The organism is Pseudomonas jessenii (assembly GCF_002236115.1).
Classification (GTDB): domain Bacteria; phylum Pseudomonadota; class Gammaproteobacteria; order Pseudomonadales; family Pseudomonadaceae; genus Aquipseudomonas; species Aquipseudomonas jessenii.
Genome location: NZ_NIWT01000005.1, coordinates 670139 through 695747 on the forward strand (window position 1 = coordinate 670139; position 25609 = coordinate 695747).

The 25609-nt window shown below is 59.3% G+C and carries 26 protein-coding genes and 1 pseudogene; 14 read left to right on the plus strand and 13 right to left on the minus strand.

Going from position 1 to position 25609, the window contains the following annotated elements; genetic code table 11:
* Positions 1-12: 12 nt before the first annotated feature.
* Positions 13-216, minus strand: a complete 204-nt coding sequence (locus PSJE_RS19915) for a twin transmembrane helix small protein (RefSeq protein ID WP_057712609.1) — start codon at positions 214-216, stop codon at positions 13-15.
* A 71-nt stretch (positions 217-287) separates the two neighbouring features.
* Between PSJE_RS19915 and PSJE_RS19920 the strand changes: the two genes are divergently transcribed.
* From PSJE_RS19920 to PSJE_RS19940, 5 genes are read left to right on the plus strand one after another with little or no spacing between them, the layout of a single operon-like run.
* Positions 288-1028, plus strand: coding sequence for an SURF1 family protein (locus PSJE_RS19920; protein WP_090452326.1), 741 nt, complete (start codon positions 288-290; stop codon positions 1026-1028).
* Positions 994-1587 (plus strand): hypothetical protein, encoded by a 594-nt coding sequence (locus tag PSJE_RS19925; RefSeq protein WP_090457722.1) that lies wholly within the window; start codon positions 994-996, stop codon positions 1585-1587. The genes PSJE_RS19920 and PSJE_RS19925 overlap by 35 nt, the downstream gene beginning before the upstream one ends.
* 10 nt (positions 1588-1597) lie before the next feature.
* Positions 1598-2668, plus strand: coding sequence for a COX15/CtaA family protein (locus PSJE_RS19930; protein WP_057712606.1), 1071 nt, complete (start codon positions 1598-1600; stop codon positions 2666-2668).
* Complete coding sequence (cyoE, locus tag PSJE_RS19935) at positions 2656-3555, plus strand: heme o synthase (RefSeq protein ID WP_008045805.1); 900 nt, start codon at positions 2656-2658, stop codon at positions 3553-3555. Before PSJE_RS19930 ends, cyoE begins: the two co-directional genes overlap by 13 nt.
* Positions 3552-4187, plus strand: coding sequence for an SCO family protein (locus tag PSJE_RS19940; RefSeq protein WP_057712605.1), 636 nt, complete (start codon positions 3552-3554; stop codon positions 4185-4187). The genes cyoE and PSJE_RS19940 overlap by 4 nt, the downstream gene beginning before the upstream one ends.
* A 174-nt stretch (positions 4188-4361) precedes the next feature.
* On the opposite strand, the pseudogene PSJE_RS19945 reads toward PSJE_RS19940, so the two are convergent.
* From PSJE_RS19945 to zur, 9 genes and pseudogenes are all read right to left on the minus strand, one after another.
* A pseudogene (locus PSJE_RS19945) lies at positions 4362-4511 on the minus strand (MetQ/NlpA family ABC transporter substrate-binding protein); the annotation flags it as partial.
* A gap of 351 nt (positions 4512-4862) precedes the next feature.
* Positions 4863-5951: an RHS repeat-associated core domain-containing protein gene (locus PSJE_RS19950; RefSeq protein WP_090452327.1), complete on the minus strand. Its 1089-nt coding sequence runs from the start codon at positions 5949-5951 to the stop codon at positions 4863-4865.
* 218 nt (positions 5952-6169) lie between these two features.
* On the minus strand, positions 6170-6940 hold the full coding sequence (locus PSJE_RS19955) for a MetQ/NlpA family ABC transporter substrate-binding protein (protein ID WP_090452329.1): 771 nt from the start codon (positions 6938-6940) through the stop codon (positions 6170-6172).
* 60 nt (positions 6941-7000) lie between these two features.
* The gene (locus PSJE_RS19960) at positions 7001-7675 is read right to left on the minus strand and encodes a methionine ABC transporter permease (protein WP_057712603.1); all 675 of its coding nucleotides are present in this window, start codon (positions 7673-7675) and stop codon (positions 7001-7003) included.
* On the minus strand, positions 7675-8682 hold the full coding sequence (locus tag PSJE_RS19965) for a methionine ABC transporter ATP-binding protein (RefSeq protein ID WP_057712602.1): 1008 nt from the start codon (positions 8680-8682) through the stop codon (positions 7675-7677). The genes PSJE_RS19960 and PSJE_RS19965 overlap by 1 nt, the downstream gene beginning before the upstream one ends.
* 366 nt (positions 8683-9048) lie before the next feature.
* Positions 9049-9765: a PA5502 family lipoprotein gene (locus tag PSJE_RS19970; protein ID WP_057712601.1), complete on the minus strand. Its 717-nt coding sequence runs from the start codon at positions 9763-9765 to the stop codon at positions 9049-9051.
* Between the two features lie 37 nt (positions 9766-9802).
* The gene (znuB, locus tag PSJE_RS19975; protein ID WP_057712600.1) at positions 9803-10591 is read right to left on the minus strand and encodes a zinc ABC transporter permease subunit ZnuB; all 789 of its coding nucleotides are present in this window, start codon (positions 10589-10591) and stop codon (positions 9803-9805) included.
* Positions 10584-11369, minus strand: coding sequence for a zinc ABC transporter ATP-binding protein ZnuC (gene znuC / locus PSJE_RS19980; RefSeq protein WP_007989407.1), 786 nt, complete (start codon positions 11367-11369; stop codon positions 10584-10586). The genes znuB and znuC overlap by 8 nt, the downstream gene beginning before the upstream one ends.
* Positions 11369-11851 carry a zinc uptake transcriptional repressor Zur gene (gene zur / locus PSJE_RS19985; protein WP_008045818.1) on the minus strand — a complete coding sequence of 161 codons (483 nt, stop codon included), beginning with the start codon at positions 11849-11851 and terminating at the stop codon, positions 11369-11371. Before zur ends, znuC begins: the two co-directional genes overlap by 1 nt.
* Before the next feature lie 66 nt (positions 11852-11917).
* Here zur and znuA point away from each other — a divergent pair, with 66 nt between their 5' ends.
* A complete protein-coding gene (gene znuA / locus PSJE_RS19990) occupies positions 11918-12838 on the plus strand; it encodes a zinc ABC transporter substrate-binding protein ZnuA (RefSeq protein ID WP_057712599.1) in 921 nt (306 codons plus the stop codon).
* Between the two features lie 114 nt (positions 12839-12952).
* Here znuA and PSJE_RS19995 read toward each other — a convergent pair whose 3' ends face one another.
* Together PSJE_RS19995 and PSJE_RS20000 are read right to left on the minus strand one after the other, a co-directional pair.
* Positions 12953-13903 carry a homoserine kinase gene (locus PSJE_RS19995; protein ID WP_057712598.1) on the minus strand — a complete coding sequence of 317 codons (951 nt, stop codon included), beginning with the start codon at positions 13901-13903 and terminating at the stop codon, positions 12953-12955.
* A 60-nt stretch (positions 13904-13963) separates the two neighbouring features.
* Positions 13964-14251 carry a DUF2782 domain-containing protein gene (locus tag PSJE_RS20000; protein WP_057712597.1) on the minus strand — a complete coding sequence of 96 codons (288 nt, stop codon included), beginning with the start codon at positions 14249-14251 and terminating at the stop codon, positions 13964-13966.
* A 74-nt stretch (positions 14252-14325) separates the two neighbouring features.
* Between PSJE_RS20000 and polA the strand changes: the two genes are divergently transcribed.
* The gene (polA, locus tag PSJE_RS20005; RefSeq protein WP_090452331.1) at positions 14326-17130 is read left to right on the plus strand and encodes a DNA polymerase I; all 2805 of its coding nucleotides are present in this window, start codon (positions 14326-14328) and stop codon (positions 17128-17130) included.
* 410 nt (positions 17131-17540) lie between these two features.
* On the opposite strand, the gene yihA is transcribed toward polA, so the two are convergent.
* A complete protein-coding gene (gene yihA / locus PSJE_RS20010; protein ID WP_046042671.1) occupies positions 17541-18185 on the minus strand; it encodes a ribosome biogenesis GTP-binding protein YihA/YsxC in 645 nt (214 codons plus the stop codon).
* A gap of 191 nt (positions 18186-18376) precedes the next feature.
* Here yihA and PSJE_RS20015 point away from each other — a divergent pair, with 191 nt between their 5' ends.
* From PSJE_RS20015 to PSJE_RS20050, 7 genes are all read left to right on the plus strand, one after another.
* Positions 18377-18667, plus strand: a complete 291-nt coding sequence (locus tag PSJE_RS20015) for a c-type cytochrome (protein WP_008002190.1) — start codon at positions 18377-18379, stop codon at positions 18665-18667.
* Positions 18668-18712: 45 nt separating this feature from the next.
* Positions 18713-19342: a c-type cytochrome gene (locus tag PSJE_RS20020; RefSeq protein ID WP_057712594.1), complete on the plus strand. Its 630-nt coding sequence runs from the start codon at positions 18713-18715 to the stop codon at positions 19340-19342.
* 199 nt (positions 19343-19541) lie between these two features.
* Positions 19542-20183 carry a thiol:disulfide interchange protein DsbA gene (gene dsbA / locus PSJE_RS20030; RefSeq protein ID WP_090452332.1) on the plus strand — a complete coding sequence of 214 codons (642 nt, stop codon included), beginning with the start codon at positions 19542-19544 and terminating at the stop codon, positions 20181-20183.
* A 14-nt stretch (positions 20184-20197) separates the two neighbouring features.
* Positions 20198-21076, plus strand: coding sequence for an endonuclease/exonuclease/phosphatase family protein (locus tag PSJE_RS20035; RefSeq protein WP_057712592.1), 879 nt, complete (start codon positions 20198-20200; stop codon positions 21074-21076).
* Complete coding sequence (locus PSJE_RS20040; protein ID WP_090452333.1) at positions 21073-23031, plus strand: GGDEF domain-containing protein; 1959 nt, start codon at positions 21073-21075, stop codon at positions 23029-23031. Before PSJE_RS20035 ends, PSJE_RS20040 begins: the two co-directional genes overlap by 4 nt.
* A 103-nt stretch (positions 23032-23134) precedes the next feature.
* Positions 23135-23914, plus strand: coding sequence for an N-acetylmuramoyl-L-alanine amidase (locus PSJE_RS20045; RefSeq protein WP_057716533.1), 780 nt, complete (start codon positions 23135-23137; stop codon positions 23912-23914).
* Positions 23915-23990: 76 nt separating this feature from the next.
* A complete protein-coding gene (locus PSJE_RS20050; RefSeq protein WP_057712590.1) occupies positions 23991-25604 on the plus strand; it encodes an EAL domain-containing protein in 1614 nt (537 codons plus the stop codon).
* Positions 25605-25609: the final 5 nt, after the last annotated feature.

The window sequence follows — 25609 nt, forward strand, 5'->3', positions numbered from 1 at the left end:
TGTAGGAGCGTGTTACCAAGGGGCATTGGAAACCAACTGGCCGCTGAAAAAGCCCCAGGCAATCAAGCCAAGGGTAAGGGCGGCCAGGGTCACACGAACACTCAAGGCAATGACGAGGCGGTTTGAGCGGCTGTCGTCCTTGACCAGAAAAAACAGGCCGCTGAACAGGCTGACAACCGTGGCAATCAGCATCAGGACGATGGCTGCTTTGAGCATGGTGAGACTCCGGGGGGACAAGCGATGTACTTGAGTATAGCTATCGCGATGACCGATTTTCTGGCAATGCCATGAAGTGCTTTCGGCCAGGTATCGTGCCAACGCTGGTGGTGGCGTTGTTGCTGCCGCTACTGGTGTCCCTGGGGCTCTGGCAGTTGAGCCGGGGCGCGGAGAAAAGCGTGCTGCTGCAAAGCTACACAGAGCGGCGGGCCGCCGAGCCGATGGCCAGCACCGAACTGCAACACACGACAGACCCGGCCTTCCGTCGGGTTCACCTGTACGGCCAGTTCGATGCCGAACACAGCCTGCTGCTGGATAACAGTCAACGCAACGGCAGGGTTGGCGTCGAGCTGTTGCAACCCTTTCACGATCAGGCCACCGGGCTTTGGCTGCTGGTCAATCGCGGCTGGTTGCCTTGGCCGGAGCGCCGCACGCCACCGCAATTCAAGACACCCACCGAGGCGGTAAGCCTCGACGCGTGGGTCTACGTCTCCCCTGGGGCGACGTTCCAATTGCACGCTGATCCCACAACGTTGACATGGCCGAAGCTGATTACGGCCGTTGAGCCAGACAAGCTCTGGACAGCACTGAATCGCGAAGGCTTTGCCTACGAACTACGTGCCGAAACCGGCCCCGCCACCTATCAGGCCGACTGGCCCGTAGTCGCCATGGGCCCGGAAAAACACATCGCTTATGCCGTGCAGTGGTTCGCCATGGCGATCGTCCTGTTCGGTCTTTATCTCTATCTCGGCTGGCACAACGCAAAGGAGAAACACCATGGGAGCGGCCATGAATCCACCCAGCATGTCTGAGGCGAAACCGTTGGTGAACCGGCGCAAGGGCCGTATGCAACTGCTGCTGATCCTGCTCGGGGTGATCGGTCCGATGATCCTTGCCACCGGCATGTACAAGCTGAATTTCTGGGTGCCCGAGGGCCGCAGTTATCACGGCGAACTGATCGGCAACGGTCAGACCCGCGCGGACATCGGCGTGCAGGCCCAGGAAGAGCGTTGGCAGATACTGGTGACCGCGCCCAAGGATTGCGCGGTGGACTGCCAGCAACTGGTGTATCTGGCGCGGCAAATCCAGATCGGCTTGGGCCGCGATGCGTCCCGCGCCAGCCATGCATTGGCCACCGCGCAGACGCTGAACAGCGATTACGAGACTAAACTTCAACGCGAGTACCCGCAGTTGCAACGTTATTCACTGGACTTGCCTGCCTACACAAAAGGCGCTCAGAGCAATGACGTGCCGCACCTGTGGATCATCGACCCCCACGGCAATCTGGTTCTGCGCTACGACCCGTCGGTGAAGGGCAAGGACTTGCTCAACGATCTGCGCCACCTGCTGAAACTGTCGAACATCGGATAAGGGCATCGTCATGGCCAAGCCTGGATTTCGCCTCGCGTTGTTTGCCACCTTGCTGGCACTGATTGTGGTGTTGCTCGGCGCCTACACGCGCCTGACCCACGCCGGCCTCGGCTGCCCGGACTGGCCCGGCTGCTATGGCTTCATCAGCGTGCCGAAAAGCGAAGCCCAACTGGCCCATGCCGAATTGCATTTCCCGGACGCTCCGGTCGAGGCCCATAAGGGCTGGAACGAGATGATCCACCGCTACTCCGCCGGCACGCTGGGGCTGTTGATCGCGGTGTTGGCGGGTCGTGCGTGGGTGCATCGCCGCCATCCCGGACAGCCGGTGAAGCTGCCGTTGTTCCTGTTGGCGGTGGTTGTTGGCCAGGCCGCGTTCGGCATGTGGACGGTAACGCTCAAGCTCTGGCCGCAGGTGGTCACCGGGCATTTGCTGGGCGGCTTCGCGACCTTGAGCCTGTTGTTTCTGCTGACCTTGCGCCTGTCCGGCGTACTGCCGGCGCTGACCGTGCCACGACGTTTGCAGCACTGGGCGACGGCAGGGCTGTTGCTGGTGATCGGGCAAATCGCCCTCGGGGGCTGGGTCAGTTCCAATTACGCCGCCGTGGCCTGCATCGACTTTCCGACCTGTCACGGCCAGTGGTTGCCAGCGGCGGACTTCGCCAACGGCTTTCACCTGACCCAGCACATCGGCCCGAACTACCTCGGCGGGCAACTGGACAGCGATGCCCGTACGGCCATTCACCTGACTCATCGCATCGGCGCGTTACTGGTCACCCTGGTATTGCTCGGTCTGGCCTGGCAACTGAAGGCGGTTGGCATGACGCGCCTGGCAGGCCTGGTGCTGATCGCCCTCGGCGCACAAATCACCCTGGGCATCAGCAACGTGCTGTTCCATCTGCCGCTGCCGGTGGCCGTCGCGCATAACGCGGGCGGCGCGGCGCTGTTGCTGACCATGGTGCTGGTCAATTACCACGCCCGAACCAGTCTGGTCCGGGTCAAGCAAGCGCGCTGGCACTTCAGCCCGCGTAAACACTCAGCCGGGCCCATAACAATAAAAGGAGAAATGCCATGGCGATTCTGATCGGCGAACGTCCCAGTCAGGCGATCTGGCGTGACTACCTGGAACTGACCAAGCCCAAAGTCGTGGTGCTGATGCTCATCACTTCGCTGGTGGGAATGTTCCTCGCGACCCGCGCCGGCGTGCCGTGGACAGTGCTGATTTTCGGCAACCTGGGCATCGCCCTGTGTGCCGGTGGCGCGGCGGCGGTCAATCATGTGGTGGACCGGCGCATCGACGCGGTGATGGCGCGCACCCACAAACGGCCGCTCGCCGAAGGCCGGGTTTCGCCGACCGCCGCGCTGACGTTCGCGCTGGTATTGGCGGTCCTCGGGCAAGCCATGCTGCTGGCGTTCACCAACCCGCTGACCGCGTGGCTGACCCTCGCCTCGTTGCTCGGCTACGCGGTGGTCTACACCGGATTCCTCAAGCGCGCGACCCCGCAGAACATCGTCATCGGTGGACTGGCCGGTGCCGCGCCGCCATTGCTTGGCTGGACCGCCGCCACCGGTCACGTCAGCGCCGAACCGCTGCTGCTGGTGCTGATCATCTTCGCCTGGACCCCGCCGCACTTCTGGGCGCTGGCGATCCATCGCAAGGAGGAATACGCCAAGGCCGACATCCCGATGTTGCCGGTCACCCATGGCGAGCACTACACCAAGATTCACATCCTGCTTTATACCTTCGCATTGCTTGCCGTCAGCCTGATGCCTTATGTGATCCACATGAGCGGCACGCTCTACCTGGTCTGCGCGCTCGGGTTGGGCGCGCGGTTTCTGCAATGGGCCGTGGTGCTGTACCGTGGCACTCGGCCGCACGCGGCAATCAACACGTTCAAGTACTCTATCTACTACTTGTTCCTGCTGTTTATCGCCCTGCTCGTAGACCACTACCTATTGTTGAACCTATGACTCGAACCCAGAAAACCGTCTTCATACTTGTCGCCCTGGTCGCACTGATCCTGGGCCTGACCGTCAACAAGGTGCTGTCCGGGAAAAACCAGGGCGATCCGACGGCGCTGATCGACGCCGGCATCATCTTGCTGCCGCAGAGCCGTAATCTGCCGGACGTGATGATGACCAATCAGGACGGCCAGCCGGTCGCGATCAATGAATTGAAAGGCAAGTGGAGCCTGCTGTTCTTCGGCTACACCTTCTGCCCGGACATCTGCCCGACCACCCTCGCCCAGTTGCGGCAGATCAAGAGCGAGTTGCCGCCCGAGGCTGTGGATAAATTGCAGATTGTGCTGGTCAGCGTCGACCCGAACCGCGATACGCCCAAGCAGCTCAAGCAGTACCTGGGCTACTTCGACCCGCAGTTCATCGGCCTGACCCCGGCGTCGACCGATGAACTGCAAACGATCGCCAACGCAGTGAGCATTCCGTTCATTCCGGCGGACACGAGCAAGCCGAACTACACCGTTGATCACAGCGGCAACCTCGCGGTGATCGGGCCGGATGGGACACAGCGTGGGTTCATTCGGGCGCCGTTGAACAATGCGAAGCTGGTGGCGCAGTTGCCGGTGATGCTCAAGCGCAACTGAAAACACCACCAAACCCTGTGGGAGCGAGCTTGCTCGCGATGGCGGTGTATCAGTCAGCTTGGATGTTGAATGTTATGGCCCCATCGCGAGCAAGCTCGCTCCCACTGGGGCCGTATTTCCAGGCACAAAAAAGGGGATGCACTTGGCATCCCCTTTTTCGTTTACGTCAGCTGATCAGAACGCCGGCACCACCGCGCCTTTGTACTTCTCGAGGATGAAGGCTTTCACTTCCGGGCTGTGCAGCGCGGTAACCAGCTTCTTCATCGCATCGGTGTCCTTGTCGTCTGGACGGGCTACGAGGATGTTCACGTAAGGCAAGTCGCTAAACTAACAGTGCATTCTTGGCAAAATCCAGCATTATCTGAATCACAGTTTCAACAGCCTAGCGGCGGCGTCGGTGGAAGAAATTCAGATGTTGGTCAACTCAGTAAGAGTTCCGCTCATTCCAGCGACAGAAAAATTACACGGTTGCTTACAGCGGAAATCTGGTGGTGATCGAGCCCGCGTCTATTCACCGTTGAATAACCTGTATTTGGTAGCGCAGGCACTGGCGATGATTGAGACTAACGAAATTATCAGTCTAAAGCTTGTATCTTTGTCGCCTATAGAACTGCACTTCCAACATATCAATCATGTAGTGTGCAGTTCTATTGAGTTATACGGTAAATTATAATCTCAGATTTTAAGCCAGTCCTCATGCCGCAGTAGATTTACCCGTGCACCCATACCTTCCAAAAACTCTTTTACGGGGTAAAGCGATCTGTACGGTGGTTGATAATGTCCAGATCTATGGGCGATTGCATACTCCTGGTTTCCTGTTTGCCGGATGTATCCAGCACTAATAACGGTAGACCTATTAACGTATGCGCTCAGCGTTGGGTGAGTTGTGTCAGAACCAATTATAAAGTCTCTCTTGTCGGTATAAACAAATTTAGTACGCTCTGAAATATCCACATGCTCAAGATCCTTAGCCAATGATACTCTGGTCAACGGCACTCGACGTGGTCCAAATTCTTCTGGTCGATTATTATAATGCTGCATATACTCCTCCGGAGAGGTAGGATGGCGGTTCTTAAAGAGCTCTGGCGACGACTCAACTAACGATTCCCTGGAAGTGGTCGCGCGGTATAATGTATCTGTTTTTTTAAGTTTTGAGCCAGCAGTTGAAGCTACAGGCGGGCCTTTTTTTGTTTTAAAAAATCTGAATGCTGATCTTATAGCTTTGAATAGAGAAAAATGGCCGCTTTCGTCATTTCGGTTAATCGGATCTCCTAAGCAATACACATACGGATTTAAACCGCCTTTTCCGAACGGACTTAAATTGTCAGGACTATTGAACCGCATCAACACCGGATTAAACGCTCGGTAACCATTGCCCAGCAAGTAATGTCCAGTGAACGAGTCTGTCCGCTCGCCGTTGAACCCCAACAAACTTAGCAAGCCGCCACCAGCAGGACGATGCCCGTAAGGCGAATAGGCAATGGCACTGAGTCGATTGGCTTTGACTACCTGCGATACTGAGTGCATTTGATCTGTCGCTAAAATCGAGGTTTCAACCAAATCACCCTGACGACTTTGTTGAGCCAAAAGTTGCTCGCCTTGCTGAAAAATCGAGCGTTGAACCTCGTCCTGAATTTCCGTGGCCAAGCGACTTTTGCAATAGAAGCGCTGAAGCCCAGCATCGCTTGATGGGGTCGTTCCGATCAGTCGGTCCAGCGGATCGTATTGATAACGACAAAGTACATCTTGAGCATCGGCAGGCATGAACTGAACTCCTGAGGGTCTAGATCCAGATGATTCAGATTCGTTATTCGGCGTAAGACTGTCTACTAGCAGAACTGATAGGGTGGCGGTCAAAACGATCCCTGTAGGAGCCCGGATTACCGGCGATGGCGCCAGCAAGCCAGCCCCTACAGGGTCTGTGTTTCGGGCAAAAAAATGGGGCGCATTCGATGCACCCCATTTTTTGTTACAGCTTCAAATCAGAACGCCGGCACCACCGCGCCTTTGTACTTCTCGAGAATGAAGGCTTTCACTTCCGGGCTGTGCAGCGCGGTAACCAGCTTCTTCATCGCATCGGTGTCCTTGTCGTCTGGACGGGCAACGAGAATGTTCACGTAAGGCGAGTCGCTGCCTTCGATGAACAGCGCATCCTTGGCCGGATCGAGCTTGGCTTCCAGCGCGTAGTTGGTGTTGATCAGCGCCAGGTCGACCTGAGTCAGCACGCGCGGGATGGTCGCGGCTTCCAGTTCGCGGATTTTCAGATCCTTGGTGTTCTCGGTGATGTCCTTGACGGTCGACAGGATGTTGTTCGAATCCTTCAACTTGATCAGGCCGGCCTTGGCCATCAGCAACAGCGCACGGCCGCCGTTGGTAGCGTCGTTCGGGATGACCACGTTGGCACCGCCAGGCAGTTCAGCGATGGTCTTGTACTTGCTGGAGTAAGCGCCCAGGGGCTCCAGATGCACGCCAGCCACAGAAACCAGATGGGTGCCCTTGGCCTTGTTGAACTCATCCAGGTACGGCTGGTGCTGGAAGAAGTTGGCGTCCAGGCGTTTTTCCGCGACCTGCACGTTTGGCTGGATGTAGTCGGTAAATACCTTGACCTTCAGGTCCACGCCTTCTTTGGCCAGGGCCGGCTTCACGAATTCGAGGATCTCGGCGTGCGGAACCGGAGTGGCCGCGACGGTCAGGGTTTCAGCGTGGGCAGAGAATGCCGCAACGGCCGCGAAGGCCACGAGTAGTTTTTTCATTCAGCTAACTCCATGTGAGGCGCCCGTTTGGCGCCTGCCAGCGAATGGCCGGCTCATGTCTTACTTACGGGAAAAGTGGACGACCAATTTGTCGCCAACGGTTTGCAGTACCTGGACCAGTACCAGCAGCAACACCACTGTCACCACCATCACATCGGTCTGGAAACGCTGGTAACCGAAACGGATCGCCAGGTCACCCAGACCACCAGCGCCAACGACACCGGCCATCGCCGTGTAGGACACCAGTGTAATGGCGGTCACCGTAATCGCCGCGAAGATGCCCGGACGAGCCTCAGGCAGCAAGGCATTGGTGATGATCTGTCGTGTAGTCGCGCCCATGGCCTGGGTCGCTTCGATGATGCCGCGATCCACTTCACGCAGGGCGGTTTCCACCAGGCGCGCGAAAAACGGCGTGGCACCCACTACCAGCGGCGGAATTGCACCGGCGACACCAAGGGAGGTACCGGTGATCAACACGGTGAACGGAATCATCACGATCAGCAGGATGATGAACGGCAGCGAGCGCAGGATGTTCACCACCAGCGACAACATCGCGTAGATGCCTTTGGCTTCCAGCAACTGGCGCGGGCTGCACAGGAACAGCAGCACACCCAGCGGCAGGCCAAGCAGTACGGTGAACAACAGCGAACCACCCAGCATCAGCAAGGTGTCACCGGTGGCCAGCCAGATTTCGAACCAGTCGATATTGGCGAAGAAACTTGTCAGGGCTTCCATTAGCGCAGCACCTCCATGTGGACGTCGGCTGCGGTGAAGCGGGCGAAGGCTGCTTCCATGTCACCGCCGGTCACGGCCAGGGTCAGTTGCCCGTAGGGGATGTCTTTGATGCGGTCGATGCGACCGGCCAGGATGCTGTAGTCCACACCGGTTTCCCGGGCGACGGTGCCCAGCAACGGCGCGTAGGTCGCGTCGCCCTGGAAGGTCAGACGCACGATGCGGCCTGGCACGTGAGCGAAGTCGTCACGCTGTTCGCTTTCGTCGATCTGCTCGTCTTCCTGCACGAAGCGCTTGGTGGTCGGGTGCTTCGGATGCAGGAACACTTCGGCCACCGAGCCTTGCTCGACGATCACGCCGGCGTCCATCACGGCCACCTGGTCGCAGACCCGGCGGATCACGTCCATCTCGTGGGTGATCAACACGATGGTCAGTTTCAGCTCGCGATTGATCTCGGCCAGCAATTGCAGGACCGATGCGGTGGTTTGCGGGTCGAGGGCGCTGGTGGCTTCGTCGCACAGCAGGATTTTTGGCTTGGTCGCCAGTGCACGGGCAATGCCGACACGCTGCTTCTGCCCGCCGGACAATTGCGCCGGGTACTTTTTCGCGTGGTCGGACAAGCCGACCCGCGCCAGCAACTCGGCCACGCGCGAATCGATCTCGCTGCGCGACAATTCGCCGGCCAGGGTCAGAGGCAGCGCGACGTTGTCGGCGACAGTCTTGGAGGCCAGCAGGTTGAAGTGCTGGAAAATCATCCCGACCTGCTGACGGAAGCGGCGCAGGCCGTTGGCGTCGAGTGCAGTGACTTCTTCACCGTCGACGGTGATTTTGCCGCCACTGGCGTTTTCCAGGCGATTGATCAGACGCAGCAGGGTACTTTTTCCTGCGCCGGAATGACCGATCAAGCCGTAAACCTGCCCGTTCTCAATCGTCAGACTGGTCGGATGCAGGGCGGGGATTTCCTTACCGGCGACGCGGTAGGTTTTATGGACGTTTTGAAACTCGATCACGTAGCGAACCTTGTGGGGCGCGTTAGAAAAGGATCAGCGGTTAGCCGGGCGCGCATTTTAGCCTGTCCGTATAGAGGTTCTTAGCATTTATTTCGTATTTGTCCTGTCATTTGGCAATAACGCGATCAAAGGTCAGAAAAAGGAACGGCTGAAGAAACTCACCCAAGGCCGAAGGCAACTTCGACATGGTGGGCAGCATCGGGTTTGGGACAGGGAGGCGAAGGCCAAGGCGATTCCGGCCTGAAGATCTGCGGAGCCAGGGAGACCGCCATCGCGAGCAAGCTCGCTCCTACAGTAGAGAAGTGTTGGTCACAAAATGTGTGGGCAACCCGAAACCCTGTGGGAGCGAGCTTGCTCGCGATGCTTTTAAGATTTACGAGGCGTTAGAACCATCTGCGCCGGGACACTGCGCAAAATCTGCCGCTCCAGCTTCAGATCAAACTCAGGATCGAGTTTCTTCACCCGTTTGGTCAGCAAGTTGGCCAGCCAAGGGTAATCATTAGTGCGTGGAGCCTGAATGCTCACGTCGCACTGAAAATTCACCACATCGGCGGCAATGGCATCCAGTTGGCGACGCAGTTTGCCCATATCGTTGATATTGAGCACGACCGTGGTGCTTTCAGCCGTCAGGTCGATAACCTTGGCTTTTGGCTTGGCTTCGGCAGCCTTGAGGGCGGCTTCGGCTCTTTCCAGTTCGGCCTTGCGCGCCTGGGCAATCGAGCCGTTGACTCCGCCGGTCAGTGCCGGAGCCTTGGGCATCAACGCGCGGGCACGGCTCAGGGCAGTTGCTGCGGCATCCACGTCACCCTTTTGCAGCACGATCTGGCTGCGGCGCAGATAGGCTTCGGCCAGCTGCCGCTGGTATTGCTCAAGCGAAGCATCGTTGGGCGATTCGGCCTGCAAGGCTGCCAATTGGTCTTCGGCGATGGCCAGTTCATCGCTGGCGATGTTTTGTTCCAGTTGTACGATGGCCGCGGCCCGCGCATCGGCGGCCTCGGTGGCCGCCGGTGGCGTGCTTTGGCAGGCGCCCAGCAGCAAAGAAAATGCGACAAGGAGCAGATAACGGGAGGCGAACGACTTCATTCCTGCGACTCTCTATTTGCGCAAAAAACGAGCAAGTCTACACCCCTCGACGGGGCAGAACAAAACTCAGCAGAAATAGCGCGGCGGCCGTCACCACAATCGACGGGCCAGCCGGGGTGTCCTTGAACCAGGACAGCGCCAGCCCGCCACACACGGCGAGTATGCCCAGCAGGCTCGCGCCCAGTGCCATCTGTTCCGGCGAGCGAGCATGACGTTGTGCCGCAGCCGCCGGGATGATCAGCAACGAAGTGATCAGCAACACGCCGACGATTTTCATCGCCACGGCAATTACCACGGCGATCAACAGCATTAACGCCAGGCGCAATCCCGCCACGGGCAAACCTTCGACCCTGGCCAGTTCTTCATGCACCGTGATCGCCAGCAATGGGCGCCACAACGTAACCAGCAAGACCAGTACCGCCGCGCTGCCGCCAAGAATCCAGGCCAGATCGGTCGGGCTGATCGCCAGCAGGTCACCGAACAGATAGGCCATCAGGTCGATCCGCACTTCGTGCATGAAGCTTAGTACCACCAGGCCCAGAGAGAGCGTGCTGGGTGCGAGAATTCCCAAAAGTGTGTCGGATGCCAGCGGCTGGCGTTGTTGCAACGTCACCAGCATCACCGCCAACAGCAAGCAGCCAACAGTGACGGCAACGGTCGGACTGACATCCAGCAGAAAACCCAGGGCCACGCCGAGCAATGCCGCGTGGGACAGGGTGTCGCCGAAATAGGCCATGCGCCGCCAGACCACGAAAGACCCCAGCGGGCCTGCGACGACGGCCAGGGCCAGGCCTGCAAGCAGGGCGTAGAGCAGAAAATCAGCCATGCTTGCAGCTATCTCCGTGAACATGGGGTTGGCCCGACGCGGGCGCCTTGACCACCGAGCCATGCAAGTCGTGGGCGTGGTCGTGATGGTGGTGATAAATCGCCAGGCTTTGTGCGTTCTTTCCGAACAGCTCGACGAAAGCCGGATCGCCGCTGACCTGCTCGGGATGGCCGGAACAGCATACGTGACGATTGAGGCAAACCACCTGGTCCGTGGTGCTCATCACCAGATGCAAATCGTGGGAGACCATCAGCACACCGCAACCATGACGGTCACGCAGGCGGGTGATCAGGCTGTACAGCTCAGCCTGGCCGGCCACGTCGACACCCTGTACCGGTTCGTCGAGTACCAGCAGTTCCGGTTCGCGCAACAAGGCACGGGCCAGCAACACACGTTGCATTTCGCCACCGGAAACGCTTTGCACCGGGCTGTCGATCACCTGTTCGGCGCCGACTTCCTTGAGTGCAGCCAAGGCCATCGCACGGTCCACCCCCGGTACCAGGCGCAGGAAACGCAGGACCGACAGCGGGAGGGTCGGATCGACATGGAGTTTTTGCGGCATGTAACCGACCCGCAGTTTCGGCTTGCGCCAGACGCTGCCGCTGTCCGGTTTCAACAGGCCGAGTACGGCACGCACCAGGGTGGTTTTGCCTGCGCCGTTGGGGCCGATCAGGGTAACGATCTGCCCCGGCTCGACGCTCAGTTCGATGTTGTCCAGCACCGGTTGCCCGGCGAACGTGACGGCAACCTGCTCAAGACGGATCAGCGCGTTGCTCATCAAGCCCCCTGGCAACCGGAGCAGAGACCGACCACTTCAACGGTCTGGCCTTCGACGACAAACCCGACATCCCTGGCGCTGGCGATGATCGCGTCGCTGATGGATTTTTGCTCAAGTTCGATCGCGGCGTGGCACACACGGCAGATCAGGAACTGACCCTGGTGAGCATGTTCCGGGTGATTGCAGCCGATGAAGGCGTTGAGCGAGGAAATCCGATGGACCAGGCCGTTTTCCAGCAGGAAATCCAGCGCGCGGTACACCGTCGGCGGCGCGGCGCGACGACCGTCCTGCTCGCTGAGGACCGCGAGAATGTCGTAGGCACCCAAAGGCTTGTGGCTTTGCCACACCAGCTCCAGCACTCGCCGGCGCAACGCGGTCAGGCGCAGACCTTGACGTGCGCACAGGGCATCGGCCTCGGACAAAGCGCTGTGAACGCAATGTGAGTGGTCGTGGGGACGGCTGGCGATCGGTGTTTTTAGCATGAGCGGCGACGAGGTTTGTGAGAGACGTTATTATGTTACCCGTTCTCGCCTCTTCGAGTGGTCATCGTGTCCCGACTTTTTTCTGTTTTTGTCGCATTTATCGCAAGTTTTCTGCTGATCGGTTCGGCGCAGGCCGAGGTCAAGGTCCTTACCAGCATCAAGCCTCTGCAACTGATCGCCGCGGCGGTGCAGGATGGCGTGGCGATCCCCGAGGTTTTGCTGCCACCGGGTGCCTCACCACATAACTATGCGTTGCGTCCTTCCGACGTACGCAAGGTGCAATCGGTGGACCTGCTGTACTGGATCGGCCCGGACATGGAGGGCTTCCTGCCACGGGTGCTCAATGGTCGTACGTTGCCTAACGTCGCCGTGCAGGATTTGCCGGGCATGAAACTGCGTCACTTTGCCGAAGATAACCACTCCCACGCTGAAGAAGCCGACGAACACGACCACGATCACCGTCCGGGCAGCCTGGATGCGCACTTGTGGCTGTCGCCGGTCAACGCCCGGGTCATCGCCACGAAAATGGCGGCTGACCTGAGTGCCGCAGATCCTGCAAATGCCGCGCGCTATCAGAGCAATCTGAAAGCCTTCGACGAGCGTCTCGATGCACTGGATGCGCGCCTGAAGAAGCGCCTGGCCGATGTTCAGGGCAAGCCCTACTTCGTTTTCCACGAAGCCTTCGACTACTTCGAAGACGCCTACGGCCTCAAGCACGTGGGTGTGTTCAGCGTCGCGGCCGAAGTGCAACCCGGTGCCCAGCATGTCGCGGCGATGCGCGCGCGATTGCAGGAAGTCGGCAAGACCTGCGTGTTCAGCGAACCTCCGCTGCGGCCCCGTCTGGCGGAAACTCTGGTGGCGGGTTTGCCGGTGAAACTGGCTGAACTGGATGCGCTGGGCGGGTACACGCCGGCGACGGCCCAGGGCTATGAGCAGGTGTTGGAGAAATTGGGGAATGATCTGGCGGGGTGCCTGGAGTCACTGTAACCGACACCAGACCCTGTGGGAGCGAGCTTGCTCGCGAAGGCGGCATTACATCAACATCAATGTTGACTGACCCGACGCTATCGCGAGCAAGCCCGCTCCCACAGGTCAAAGCCTTTAAAGGGCGAAAGGCAAAGGCGTGTTGACTGTCTGTCGCTGTGCCAATCGCAATTGAAATTCCATCGGATCGTGAATCAACACATCCTGTCCGGCAAACGACTCCGCCGCGATCAGGCGTGACAACCAGAACCGTACGCAAGCCACCCGCAGCATGGTTGGCCACAACTCGGCTTCAGCGGCGGTGAACGGTCGCAAGGCCGCGTAAGCGCCCAGCAAGGCCCGCGCTCGCGGTCCATCGATTACGCCATTGTCGTCCGAGCACCAGTCGTTCAAGGCAATCGCCACGTCGTAGAGCATCGGCCCGGAGCAGGCGTTGTAGAAGTCGATCAGCCCGGTCAGGTGCGTGCCTTCGAACATCGCGTTGTCGCGGAACAGGTCGGCGTGAATGTTCGCCCGCGGCAGTGCCAGGATTTTTTCCTTCTGCCGGGTGATTTCTTCCAGCGCCCGTTGCAGCAGGTCTTTCTGTTCGGCACCGAGGTGCGACAGGAATTGCGTGCCCTCCTCCAGCATCCAGTCCAGGCCGCGATCGGTTTTGCGCTTGATCATGTTGGCCTGGGTCGCCAGGTGCAGATGGCCGAGCAATTCACCCACCTGCGCGCAATGTTGCGCGTTGGCTTGCTTGATGTGCTTGCCGGCCAGGCGCGGTTGCAGCAAGGCAGGTTTGCCCGCCAGCTCGCGCAGGGCCACGCCGTCTGTGGTGCGCAAGGCGTAAGGCACCGGCAGGTCGGCGCCGTGCAGTACGTCGAGCAGTTCGATGAAGAATGGCATCTCCTGAACCGGACCGCGCTCGACCAGGGTCAAGACAAATTCGCCCTGCTCCAGGCTGATAAAGAAATTGGTATTTTCGCTACCGGCGGCAATCCCCTGGAAATCAAGCAGGCGGCCGAGGCCATAAGGGGCGAGAAAAGCTTCCAGCTCGGGCCGAGCCAGGGGGGTGAACACAGACATGTTTAAGCTGCCAGTACGGGCGCCGCTGTTGAGCCGGCGCCGATTAAAGTTAAGGACGACTTACCACTTAAAAATTTCCCACGCCGGAATCAGCATATCCGGGTAGTCGGAACGGACGAAGTTTCCCTCCGAGCCATCCGCGCGCACCAGGAAATACGGTTTGCCAACCTTTGGGGTGACCTTGATGGCGTACAAAAAGCCGTTTTGCCGGTATTCCTGAATGAGTTTATCCCCTTCCGTGCGAATGGTGACATCCGGGTCCGCCGATGGCGCATCGTCCGCCGCCATCACGGCCGATGGTGCGATTGCAAACAAGCCAGCCAGCAACAGGCGATTTAGTGTGCGCATGATAACCTTGTCCCTTTGTCGTCAACGGTCCCGCTATTCTAGCGCCGGACCCGCCGAAAAGGTTGATCCTGCTCATGAGCCAAGCCCCCCTCGTCCTGGTGGACGGTTCTTCTTACCTGTACCGCGCCTTTCACGCGCTGCCACCGCTGACCACGTCCAAAGGCCTGCCGACCGGTGCGGTCAAGGGCGTGCTGAACATGCTCAAGAGCCTGCGCAAGCAATATCCGGACAGTCCGTTCGCCGTGGTGTTCGACGCCAAGGGTGGGACTTTTCGCGATGAGATGTTCGCCGAGTACAAGGCCAACCGTCCGAGCATGCCCGACGATATGCGCGTGCAGATCGAGCCGCTGCACCAGAGCGTGATCGCCCTGGGCTTCCCGCTGCTGTGCGTCGAAGGCGTCGAGGCCGATGACGTGATCGGCACCCTGGCTCGCAGCAGCGCGGCGGCGGACCGTCCGGTGATCATCTCCACCGGTGACAAGGACATGGCGCAACTGGTCGACGGTCACATTACCTTGGTCAACACCATGACCGGTAGCAGCATGGACGTGGAGGGCGTGAAGGAGAAATTCGGCGTCGCTCCGGAGCAGATCATCGATTATCTGGCGCTCATGGGCGATTCTTCCGACAACATTCCGGGTGTTCCAGGCATCGGTCCGAAGACGGCTTCCGGTCTGCTGGTCGGTGTGAACGGCGGTCTGACCGAGCTCTATGCGCAACTCGATATCGTGCCGACCCTGCCGATTCGCGGCGCCAAGACCCTGCCGGCCAAGCTCGAAGAGCACAAGGAAATGGCCTTCCTGTCCTATCAGCTGGCGACCATCAAGGTTGACGTGCCACTGGACGTTGGCCTCGACGACCTGAAAATGGGCGCGGAAGATCCTGCGAAACTCTACGAGTTGTACTCCCTGCTGGAGTTCAAGAGCTGGCTGAACGACCTTGATCGCGACGCCAAACGCCTGGAACTGAGCGCTGCCGCCGAGCCAGCACCGGCCGCCGATCTGTTCAGTGAACCAGAGGCCGAAGCACCGGCCGTCGCTGCTGAAGCCGCCTATGAAACCATCCTCGATCAAGCGCGGTTCGATGCCTGGCTGGAAAAACTGAACAACGCCAAACTGTTTGCCTTCGACACCGAAACCACCGGCATCGATGCGCAGCAGGCGCAACTGGTGGGCCTGTCGTTCGCGGTTCAGGCTAACGAAGCGGCCTACATCCCGTTGACCCATTCCTACATCGGTGTGCCGCAGCAACTGGATCGTGACACGGTCCTGCGCGCGCTCAAGCCGATTCTGGAAGATCCGAACAAGCTCAAGGTCGGCCAACACGCCAAGTTCGACATGAACATCCTGGCCAACTGCGCCATCGGCGGCGATCAGGACAAGGGCATTACCGTGCGTGGCATCGCCTTCGACACCATGCTTGAGTCCTACGTGCTCAACTCCACGGCCACCCGCCATGACATGGACAGCCTGGCGCAGAAGTATCTGGACCACACCACGGTAAGTTTCCAGGACATCGCCGGCAAAGGCGTGAAACAGCTGACGTTCGACCAGATCGCCCTGGAGCAGGCCGGGCCTTACGCCGCCGAAGATGCAGATATCACCTTGCGTCTGCACCATGCCCTGTTCGACAAACTCTCGGTTATTCCGAGCCTGGCCAGCGTACTGACCGACATCGAAATCCCGTTGGTGCCGGTATTGGCGCGTATCGAGCGCCAGGGCGCATTGGTCGACGCCGCCTTGCTGGGCGTGCAAAGTATCGAACTGGGCGACAAGATGGTGGCGCTGGAGCGTGAAGCCTTCGAGATTGCCGGCGAGGAATTCAACCTCGGTTCGCCCAAGCAACTTGGCGTGATCCTTTACGAGAAGCTCGGCCTGCCGGTACTGAAGAAAACCGCCAAGGGCCAGCCATCGACCGCCGAAGAAGTGCTGGCCAAACTGGCAGAAGACGACTATCGATTGCCGAAAGTGCTCATGGAATATCGCTCCATGAGCAAGCTGAAAAGCACCTATACCGACCGTCTGCCGGAGCAGATCAATCCGCGTACCGGGCGGATCCATACTTCGTATCACCAGGCGGTGGCGTCCACCGGGCGGCTGTCCTCCAGCGATCCGAACCTGCAGAACATCCCGGTGCGCACCGCCGAAGGGCGTCGCATCCGCCAGGCCTTCGTGGCCCCGGTCGGTTACAAGCTGCTGGCTGCGGACTATTCGCAGATCGAACTGCGGATCATGGCGCACCTGTCCCGGGATGAAGGTCTGATGAACGCCTTCCGCCACAACCTGGACGTACACACCGCGACCGCCGCCGAAGTGTTCAAGGTCGAACTGGCCGAAGTGACCTCCAACCAGCGCCGCAGCGCCAAGGCGATCAACTTCGGCCTGATCTACGGCATGGGCGCGCAGAAGCTCGGCAAGGACATCGGCGTGGACACCAAGACTGCCAAGGCCTACATCGATACCTACTTCGCCCGGTACCCCGGCGTTCGCCAGTACATGGACCGCACGCGTGCCCAGGCCGCCGAGCAAGGTTATGTCGAGACGTTCTTCGGCCGTCGCCTGTACCTGCCGGACATCAACTCCAACAAGCCGCAAGAGCGCGCCGCTGCCGAGCGCACGGCAATCAACGCACCGATGCAAGGCACCGCTGCGGACATCATCAAGAAAGCCATGGTCGCGGTGGATAACTGGCTGACCGCGTCGGGCCTCGACGCCAAAGTCATCTTGCAGGTGCACGATGAACTGGTGCTCGAGGTGCGTGAAGACCTGGTCGACCAGGTTCGCGATGAAATTCGCGTGCACATGAGCGAGGCGGCGAAGCTGGATGTGCCGTTGCTGGTCGAAGTGGGTGTTGGAAATAACTGGGATGAGGCTCACTGAGCCTTCTTGTAGGAGCGAGCTTGCTCGCGATGGAATTTCAGTCGAAATCGATGTGTCTGACACTCCATCGCGAGCAAGCTCGCTCCTACAGAAAATTGTCGAGTTCTGCTGCGGCATAGTGCCGCGGCAGAAGGGCGCAAAAAAACAGCTTGGTCCGGAGGGCTATCAGAGTAATTTCAAAGCTATCTGAAAAAAATCTGAACTAATCTTGCGCACCACCACTCAGAGTTACTGAATGGCTGGTGAAGCCCTTCGATGCTCCTATGTTGTGTTAAGTGTTGGCAGATATCTGGACCCCGCCCTAGCGGTCTAGAGCTTCAACCCCGGAACTTCTCCCTCCCCATATGAAGCCCGGGGTTTTTTTTGCCCCGAGAAAACTGCCTGCGTGCGCCGCAGGCAGTTTTCGGCACTTACTGAGCTTCTGCTTCGGCACCCTTGTCCGCCAGCTCCATCCAGCCAGCCAGTACGGTGTAGGCATCTTCCAGGCCCATGCGTTTGGGGGCCGAAAACAGCTGGATTGTCACCAGATCGCCCCAACCCTTGCGGATTTCCGCCTGAACCTTGAGCAGCGTGTTCTTGGCCGCGCCATAGGTCAGCTTGTCCGCTTTGGTCAGCAGAATGTGCATCGGCATCCCGGCAGCCACGGCCCAGTCGAGCATCAGCAGGTCGAAATCGGTCATCGGATGGCGGATGTCCATCATCAGGATCAGACCCTTCAAACTCTCGCGACCACCCAGATATGCCTCCAGGTGACGCTGCCAGTGTTGCTTGAGCGGGATCGGTACTTTTGCATAACCGTAGCCCGGCAGGTCGACCAGACGGCGTTCATCGTCTAGCTTGAAGAAGTTCAACAGCTGCGTGCGTCCCGGGGTTTTCGAGGTGCGCGCCAGGCTGGCGTGGGTCAGGGTGTTCAAGGCACTCGACTTGCCGGCGTTGGAACGCCCGGCGAAGGCGACTTCGAAGCCCTCGTCATCCGGACATTGATCGACTTTGGCGGCGCTGAGCATGAAGGTGGACTGTTGGCACAGACCGAGGATGGGATTCTTGAGTTGCATGGGATTTCCGATGTGGGCGGCGCCAGGAATGGGTGCGGCAAGCAGTGTCGCTTCCGTTTCAGTGACGCCAGTATATAATGCCGCAGATTTTGTGTGCGCTTTGTCCCAGCGTAGGACGAAGTTCACGAGAGCGACAGACCTTGATTGCGCACTAGAACGCAGCTCGCTCTCAACCCTGAAAAGGTCGTTTTATGACGAAATGGCTGCTAGCTGCCGGTGTATTGATGCCGCTTTACAGCGCTCAGGCTACACAGGATCCGGAAGCTGTGTACAACCGTGTTTGTGGTGCCTGTCATTCCGGCCAACTCCCCATGGCGCCGAAAAAAGGCGATCAGGAAGCTTGGACGCCGAGGTTGGCGAAAGGTATGGAGACGCTGGTGCAACACGTGACCCAGGGTTTCAAGGCGATGCCGCCGCGTGGTTTGTGCATGGACTGCAGTGCCGAGGATTACCAAGCCATCATCCTTTGGATGAGCGAGTAAGCCCGGTCCATAACTCTTAACCCTTAGCCGTAGTTGGATTAGCTGATGAAGAAATTGATCGTGAGTCTGCTGTTGACCGTGGGCATCTCCGGCATGGCCCATGCTGCAGGTGAGGCAGTACAACCGGGTGATGCAAAAGCCGGCCAGGCCAAAGCCGCCGTCTGTGGCGCTTGCCACGGCCCGGATGGCAACAGCATGGCGCCAAACTTTCCGAAACTGGCAGGTCAGGGTGAACGCTACCTGACCAAGCAATTGCACGACATCAAGTCGGGCAAGCGCACCGTTCTGGAAATGACCGGCCTGCTGACCAACCTGAGCGATCAGGACCTGGCGGACATCTCTGCCTACTTCGCCAGCCAGAAAGGCAGCGTCGGTGCCGCCGATCCGAAGATCGTCGCTCGCGGTGAGGCCCTGTTCCGTGGTGGTGACCTGGCCAAGGGCCTGCCAGCCTGCACCGGTTGCCATTCGCCAAATGGCGCAGGTAACGCGGCTGCCGGTTTCCCGCACCTGGGTGGACAGCACGCTCAATACGTCGGCAAGCAACTGGTCGATTTCCGCAAGGAAGAAGGTGGCCGCACCAACGACGGCGATACCAAACCGATGCAGAGCATTGCCAAGAAGCTGAGCGACGAAGACATCGCCGCGGTGTCCAGCTACATTCAAGGCCTGCACTAAGGCCGGTGGATCGGGCGTTGAACGGCGTGCTGATCGCCTGCAACGTTAACGCTCGATTAATCCGTCTCGGCAAGTATAAAAAGGGTGGCCTTGGCCGCCCTTTTTTGTGGCCGCTGCCGTTACACTACAGAACTCAAGCCCGCCAGGATCTGTCTGAAAACAATCGCGCGCGGCGAAAAAATTTGTCCAGGAGTAAAGCATGCGTAATCTGATCATCAGTGCCGTTTTTGCCGCTGCCAGCCTGTTTGGCATGACTGCCCAGGCCGCCGACGCCCCAGCCGCCCCTTATGTCGAGCTGACCAATCCGGTTCCGGTTGCCGTGCCTGGCAAGATCGAAGTGGTGGAGCTGTTCTGGTACGGCTGCCCGCATTGCTATCATTTTGAACCGACAATCAATCCTTGGGCTGAAAAACTGCCATCCGATGTGAATTTCAAGCGTATTCCAGCCATGTTCGGCGGAGCTTGGGATGCTCATGGCCAAATGTTCTTGACCCTTGAGTCCATGGGTGTTGAGCATAAGGTTCATGCCGCGGTATTCGACGCGATCCAGAACAAAAAAATGAAGCTGATCGACAAGAATGACATGGCTGACTTCCTGGCTACCCAGGGCGTAGACAAGGATAAATTCCTGGCCACCTTCGACTCCTTTGCTATCAAGGGCCAGGTTGTTCAAGCCCGTGAACTGGCCAAGAAGTATGAGATCTCCGGCGTTCCAACCCTGGTCGTCAACGGCAAGTATCGCTTCGACGTGGGTTCTGCCGGCGGTGCCGAACAGGCCCTGCAACTGGCCGACAAACTGATCGACAAAGAGCGAGCGGCTAACAAGGCTGCCGCCAACTAAGGGCAGTCACTGCCATGCGCCGATGGGGTACTGAACGCATCGTTGGCCTGCATGATCCGCGGGTCAACGAGCATCATCTGGAATCCACGGGCCTGCCCGCAGACAGTCGTCTGCGCTTGCTCAGTTTCAATATCCAGGTCGGTATCAGTACCGAGCGCTATCGGCATTACCTGACCCGGGGCTGGCAGCACCTGCTGCCGCACACGGGGCGTGCCGATAACCTGCAGAAAATCGGCAATCTGCTAGGCGACTTCGATCTGGTCGCCTTGCAAGAGGCCGATGGCGGCAGCCTGCGATCAGGTTACGTCAATCAGGTCGAACACCTGGCCCAGCTCGGCGCCTTTCCCTACTGGTATCAACAACTCAATCGTAATCTCGGTCGCCTGGCCCAGCACAGCAATGGCGTGCTCAGCCGATTGCGTCCGTGGGCAATTGAGGATCATCCGTTGCCGGGACCAAAGGGTCGCGGAGCCATTCTGGTACGGTTCGGCGAAGGCCCGGAAGCGCTGGTGGTGGTCATGATGCACCTGGCGTTGGGCGCCCGGGCACGCAGTCTGCAATTGGCCTACATCCGCGAGTTGATCGGCGACTACAAGCATCAGGTGCTGATGGGCGACATGAACACCCATGCCAGTGACCTGCTGCAACATTCCCCGTTGCGCGATCTCGGCCTGCTTGCGCCGCAACTGGAAGCGACGTTTCCCAGCTGGCGCCCACAGCGCTGCCTGGACCATATCCTGCTGAGCCCGAGCCTGACCCTGGAAAAGGTTGAGGTGCTGGCACAGCCCATTTCCGATCACCTGCCGGTCGCGGTAGAGATTCGTTTGCCGGGTTCGCTCACGGCCGATGCATTGCCCGCGTTGAGTCCTGCCCCTCGCGGATCCCATGAATGAGCGACGAAGCACAGCGCTGGAAAGAGAAATACCTCAAAAGCATCGAACAACAGGAAAAGCTCGAACGTCGCTGGGACGCGCGGCTCGACTTGCTGCGTCGCGGGCTGGTGCGCAGCACCCTGGCAGCGGAAGGTACGGACCGCGCCGTTGACCAATGCATGAAGGAAATGCGCGAAGTCGTGCGTACCGATGACATGGACGCCGGCCTGGCTGCGCTGATTCCACGCCTGGAAAAAGCCGTGCTCGACTCCGAACAGCGTCGGGAAACCCGAGTCAACCAGACCAGTGCCGCCTTGACTGCGCTGGTCACGCAACTGCAAACATTGCCATTGCCACGGGATGTGAGTCGGCCACTCAAGAATTTCGCCAAGCACCTGGATGCGCGGGTCAGTCAGGCGCGCGAGATGCCCTTGCTGCTCAGCGAGCTGAGTGGCTTGCAGGGCAAGGCCCTGAGCCAGCTGGAGACCCCAACGGAGAACGGCCGGCCGGGCTTGCTGCAGCGGTTGTTCGGCGGTCGTGAAGCGCAGGAGACGGAGGCATCGACGGCCGCTGCTCCTGCGCTGGCTGCCCCTGTAGCCGAGAGCCCTGCGGCAAGCTGCGAGGTACCCGCTGTTGAGCGAGTCGAGGACCAGTTCGCGCCAACCGAGCCAGCCGTGGCTTTTGCGCCTCCGGCTGCGGAGCCTCAACCACCCAGTGCAGCCGCGGCGGAAATCGAATCGGCCGAGAAACCGATCCCGGAAACCATCGCGACATCACCTGAGTCGCAAGCGAACCCCGACGAGCTGACCGCGCAAGCATCGCCCGATAGCTTGCCCTTACCTCCGATTCCGATGCAGGACGTGGCCGTCGTCGATCAGGCGCCATCCGAACACGACATTCTCTACGCACTTCCGGATTCCCCCGAGCCCTCCTACAGCTCGGTGGCCAGCCACATCGAAGACACGTTGCTGGGGCTGCTCGACGACCTGACACTGCCCGAGCGTCATCGTCCGCAAGCCGAATCCATGCGCGATCGTCTGAAAAACGGTCTGAACTGGTACGAATTGCTGCCGATTCTCGACGACTTCGCCACATTGATGCTGGCCATTACCGACAGCGGCCAGCATGAGTTCGAAGCCTATCTGCAACGACTGAACGAGCGTCTCGAATCGTTCCAGAGCAACTTGCAGGCCGCCACCGCGGGACACGCCGACAACCGTTCGGCTGCGCGACAGATGGACACGCAGATCCGCGAACAGGTCGATGGCCTGCAAAGCAGCATGCAGGAAGCCGCGGACCTGGAAGATCTCAAGCACGTACTGGAAAACCATCTCGAAGGCTTGCTGGGCACCATGGACCAGCACCAGAAACAGCGCGATGAGCGCGAGCAGGAGGTCGCTGCGCGCCTGCACAGCCTGGCCGAGCGGGTCGCCCATATGGAGCAGGAGGCCCAGGGTTACCGCGAGCACCTTGAAGAGCAACGACAGAAGGCATTGGTCGACCCGTTGACCGGGCTGCCCAACCGCGCGGCCTGGAGCGAGCGCCTGGGTCATGAAGTCACACAATGGCAACAACATGGCAACACGCTGTTGCTGGCCATGCTCGACCTCGATCATTTCAAGCGCATCAATGACAACTACGGGCATCTGGCCGGTGACAAAGTGCTGAAAATCATCGCCAGCGTGTTGCGCAAGCGGCTGCGCGGAACGGATTTCATTGCACGGTTTGGCGGCGAGGAGTTTGTGCTGTTAATGCCATCCACGGTGCCGGCGGCGGGGCTGAAGATGCTGGAAAGCTTGCGGGCCTCCATCGAAGCCTGTCCGTTCCACTTCAAGGGAGAGCCGGTGACCATTACCGTGTCTATCGGAATGACGGCGTTCAGGCCGGGTGAACATAGCGATCAGGTACTTAAAAGAGCCGATCAGGCGCTGTATCGCGCAAAAAATGCCGGCCGCAACCGAGTGGAACCGAGCTGACGGTGATCTGTTCCATTTTGTTTAATTCGATGGGATTGCCGTCCACCCGCAAGGCATTACGTTACACTGTTGCATTATTGTCTTGCGTGTACTGCCTTTCGCCATGAAATATTTTGCTCTGATCTTATCGCTGATTGTGCTTGCCGGCTGTGCCAGCGGCCCCCGTTTCAACACCAGCCACTCTTCGGCCAATTACGACAGCCGCGTGCAATTTGTGGTGGTGCATTACACCAATGCCTCGCTGGAGCGTTCGTTGCAATTGCTGACCCACGGTGAGGTCAGCAGCCATTACCTGATCGGCGACGACAAGGGCGCCACCATCTACAAGCTGATGGATGAAAATGTGCGGGCCTGGCACGCCGGGGAGAGTGAGTGGAATGGCCGCACCTGGCTGAATTCCAGTTCCATCGGTATCGAAATCGTCAACCCGGGCTTCGAGGACACCCCGACCGGACGCGTGTGGTATCCCTACACCGAAGACCAGGTCCAGTCGTTGATCGTGTTGCTCAAGGACATTAGCAAACGTCACGGCATAAAACCTCGCGAGATCATTGGCCATAGTGATATTGCTCCCTTGCGCAAGCTGGACCCGGGGCCGCTGTTCCCCTGGAAGCGTCTGGCCGCCGAAGGCTTGGGCATCTGGCCGAATGAACAGTCGGTGGCGCGCCAGCAAATGTTGTTCGCCGAGCAGTTGCCGAGCATCAGTTGGTTTCAGGCGCAGTTGGCCCGCCTGGGTTATGCCTCGCCACAGACCGGCGAGCTCGATGTCGCGACACGACATGTGATAGCGGCATTTCAGATGCATTTCCGTCCGGCGCGTTTCGATGGCACTCCGGATGCGCAAACCGCCGCGCTACTGTGGGTGTTGAACCAGACAAAATAATGACGCCCGCCCGACGGTCAGGGCTTTTTTCCAATCAGCAGCTATAACTCATTGGTAATACATCGGATATTGCACAATGACTGCTGCTCGAGAGACCTTCCGTAGTTGGTTCCATCGCCCCTGGTTCCTGGGGCTGATGTCTACTGTCTTGAGCGCAACATTATTGATGGCCGGCAGCCTGTTCGTCGCCATACACCAGGTCGAGCAAAGCGAAAGCGAAGAAATGAATGCTCAGGGCGAACGCTTCCTCGCCCGTCTCGAACAGCTCTTCGGGCAACTGCGTGAAAGCCTTGATGACCTTGAAGCGCAACCGTTGCGCGGCTGCGATGCTGAAATGATCGCGACCTTGCAACAGGTTACGTTCAATTATCGCTTCGTCTACGAAGCCGCCTACATGGACTCTTCACGAATCTGCTCCAATCGCCCTCGTCAGGAAGGGCTGTCGCTGAGTCGATCGCCAGACATCAAAGGCCCGACTTACAGCTATTGGCTCAATACCACCACTGAACCCGATGAAAACCGTGCCGCGCTGATGCTCGGGCGCGGGAATTTCCGGGTGGCGACCTCTCGCGGGCATTTGACCGATATGGTCGACCTGTCGCCGGGCAGCAGCCTGCTGGTGGTCCTGGACCATGGCGCGCGCGCGATTCCGGTGCTGGGCGCTTCTCAGGTCTGGCCGCCGGCCGAGGCCTGGCCACCGAAAAACCGTGATGCGCTGCAGATCACCCAGGCACGCCTGATATACCGGATGCCCACCGACAACCCGGAATATCAATTGGTGTTGATCAGCCCGCGCACCGGCATGCATATCCCGGCGGTCTGGTGGTGGTTGCTGCCGGCCAGCCTTGCGCTGGGCATATGCGTTGGGTTCCTGGTGTTTTTGCTGGTGCGCCAACGGCAGTCGTTGGACGCCGAGCTGGCCGGCGCGATTCGCCGTGGCGAGTTGCAGGTGCTGTACCAACCGATCTTCGACCTCGATAGCCGCAACTGTGTCGGGGCAGAAGCACTGCTGCGCTGGCGCAGGCCGGACGGTACCCTGACCAGTCCCGACCTGTTCATTCCGATGGCGGAGAACACCGGGCAGATTCGCCAGATGACGGACTTCGTCTTGCAGCGCCTGCTCGAGCAACTCGGCCAGTTGCTGCGTGCGAACCCGCAGCTGTACATCTCGGTCAATCTCGCGGCGTGTGATGTGATGGTTCCGCGGATTGGCCAGGTGATGGCGCGGCTGCTGACCCTGCATCGCGTCGCTGCGCGGCAAATTGCTTTTGAAGTCACCGAGCGCGGGTTGGTCGATGTGGTGGTGGCCCGGGAAAACCTGCAAGCGCTACGGGATGTCGGGCATCAGGTGTTGATCGATGATTTTGGCACCGGCTATTGCAGCCTCGCCTATTTGCAAACCCTGCCAGTCGATTGCCTGAAAATCGACAAGGCGTTCATTGATGCGCTGGGCCATGACGCCGCCAGCAGCGGCGTGGCCCCGCATATCATTCATATGGCCCAGTCGCTGCACCTGAAGGTGATTGCCGAGGGCATCGAACATGAGGCCCAGGCCGCGTTCCTGTGCAGTGAAGGCGTGAAGTTCGGCCAGGGCTGGCTGTTCGCCCGCGCGTTGAGCGCAGTGCAGTTCACGGAATTGATTACCCGGGGCCGGCGTCGGGCCGGCCGGCGCCTGGATGACGAAGCGTGAGGGTG

Bases quoted from the DNA above. Each gene is read 5' to 3' on its own strand.
- PSJE_RS19970 (WP_057712601.1), bottom strand. From the start codon at position 9,765: ATGAAGTCGTTCGCCTCCCGTTATCTGCTCCTTGTCGCATTTTCTTTG.
- yihA (WP_046042671.1), bottom strand. From the start codon at position 18,185: ATGCAACTCAAGAATCCCATCCTCGGTCTGTGCCAACAGTCCACCTTC.
- PSJE_RS20045 (WP_057716533.1), top strand. From the start codon at position 23,135: ATGAAATATTTTGCTCTGATCTTATCGCTGATTGTGCTTGCCGGCTGT.
- PSJE_RS19955 (WP_090452329.1), bottom strand. From the start codon at position 6,940: ATGAAAAAACTACTCGTGGCCTTCGCGGCCGTTGCGGCATTCTCTGCC.
- PSJE_RS19995 (WP_057712598.1), bottom strand. From the start codon at position 13,903: ATGTCTGTGTTCACCCCCCTGGCTCGGCCCGAGCTGGAAGCTTTTCTC.
- PSJE_RS20040 (WP_090452333.1), top strand. From the start codon at position 21,073: ATGAGCGACGAAGCACAGCGCTGGAAAGAGAAATACCTCAAAAGCATC.
- PSJE_RS19930 (WP_057712606.1), top strand. From the start codon at position 1,598: ATGGCCAAGCCTGGATTTCGCCTCGCGTTGTTTGCCACCTTGCTGGCA.
- PSJE_RS19915 (WP_057712609.1), bottom strand. From the start codon at position 216: ATGCTCAAAGCAGCCATCGTCCTGATGCTGATTGCCACGGTTGTCAGC.
- PSJE_RS20020 (WP_057712594.1), top strand. From the start codon at position 18,713: ATGAAGAAATTGATCGTGAGTCTGCTGTTGACCGTGGGCATCTCCGGC.
- polA (WP_090452331.1), top strand. From the start codon at position 14,326: ATGAGCCAAGCCCCCCTCGTCCTGGTGGACGGTTCTTCTTACCTGTAC.
- PSJE_RS19940 (WP_057712605.1), top strand. From the start codon at position 3,552: ATGACTCGAACCCAGAAAACCGTCTTCATACTTGTCGCCCTGGTCGCA.
- znuB (WP_057712600.1), bottom strand. From the start codon at position 10,591: ATGGCTGATTTTCTGCTCTACGCCCTGCTTGCAGGCCTGGCCCTGGCC.
- PSJE_RS20050 (WP_057712590.1), top strand. From the start codon at position 23,991: ATGACTGCTGCTCGAGAGACCTTCCGTAGTTGGTTCCATCGCCCCTGG.
- PSJE_RS19960 (WP_057712603.1), bottom strand. From the start codon at position 7,675: ATGGAAGCCCTGACAAGTTTCTTCGCCAATATCGACTGGTTCGAAATC.
- cyoE (WP_008045805.1), top strand. From the start codon at position 2,656: ATGGCGATTCTGATCGGCGAACGTCCCAGTCAGGCGATCTGGCGTGAC.
- PSJE_RS19925 (WP_090457722.1), top strand. From the start codon at position 994: ATGGGAGCGGCCATGAATCCACCCAGCATGTCTGAGGCGAAACCGTTG.
- dsbA (WP_090452332.1), top strand. From the start codon at position 19,542: ATGCGTAATCTGATCATCAGTGCCGTTTTTGCCGCTGCCAGCCTGTTT.
- znuC (WP_007989407.1), bottom strand. From the start codon at position 11,369: ATGAGCAACGCGCTGATCCGTCTTGAGCAGGTTGCCGTCACGTTCGCC.
- PSJE_RS20000 (WP_057712597.1), bottom strand. From the start codon at position 14,251: ATGCGCACACTAAATCGCCTGTTGCTGGCTGGCTTGTTTGCAATCGCA.
- PSJE_RS19950 (WP_090452327.1), bottom strand. From the start codon at position 5,951: ATGCCTGCCGATGCTCAAGATGTACTTTGTCGTTATCAATACGATCCG.
- PSJE_RS19920 (WP_090452326.1), top strand. From the start codon at position 288: ATGAAGTGCTTTCGGCCAGGTATCGTGCCAACGCTGGTGGTGGCGTTG.
- PSJE_RS20035 (WP_057712592.1), top strand. From the start codon at position 20,198: ATGCGCCGATGGGGTACTGAACGCATCGTTGGCCTGCATGATCCGCGG.
- PSJE_RS20015 (WP_008002190.1), top strand. From the start codon at position 18,377: ATGACGAAATGGCTGCTAGCTGCCGGTGTATTGATGCCGCTTTACAGC.
- zur (WP_008045818.1), bottom strand. From the start codon at position 11,851: ATGCTAAAAACACCGATCGCCAGCCGTCCCCACGACCACTCACATTGC.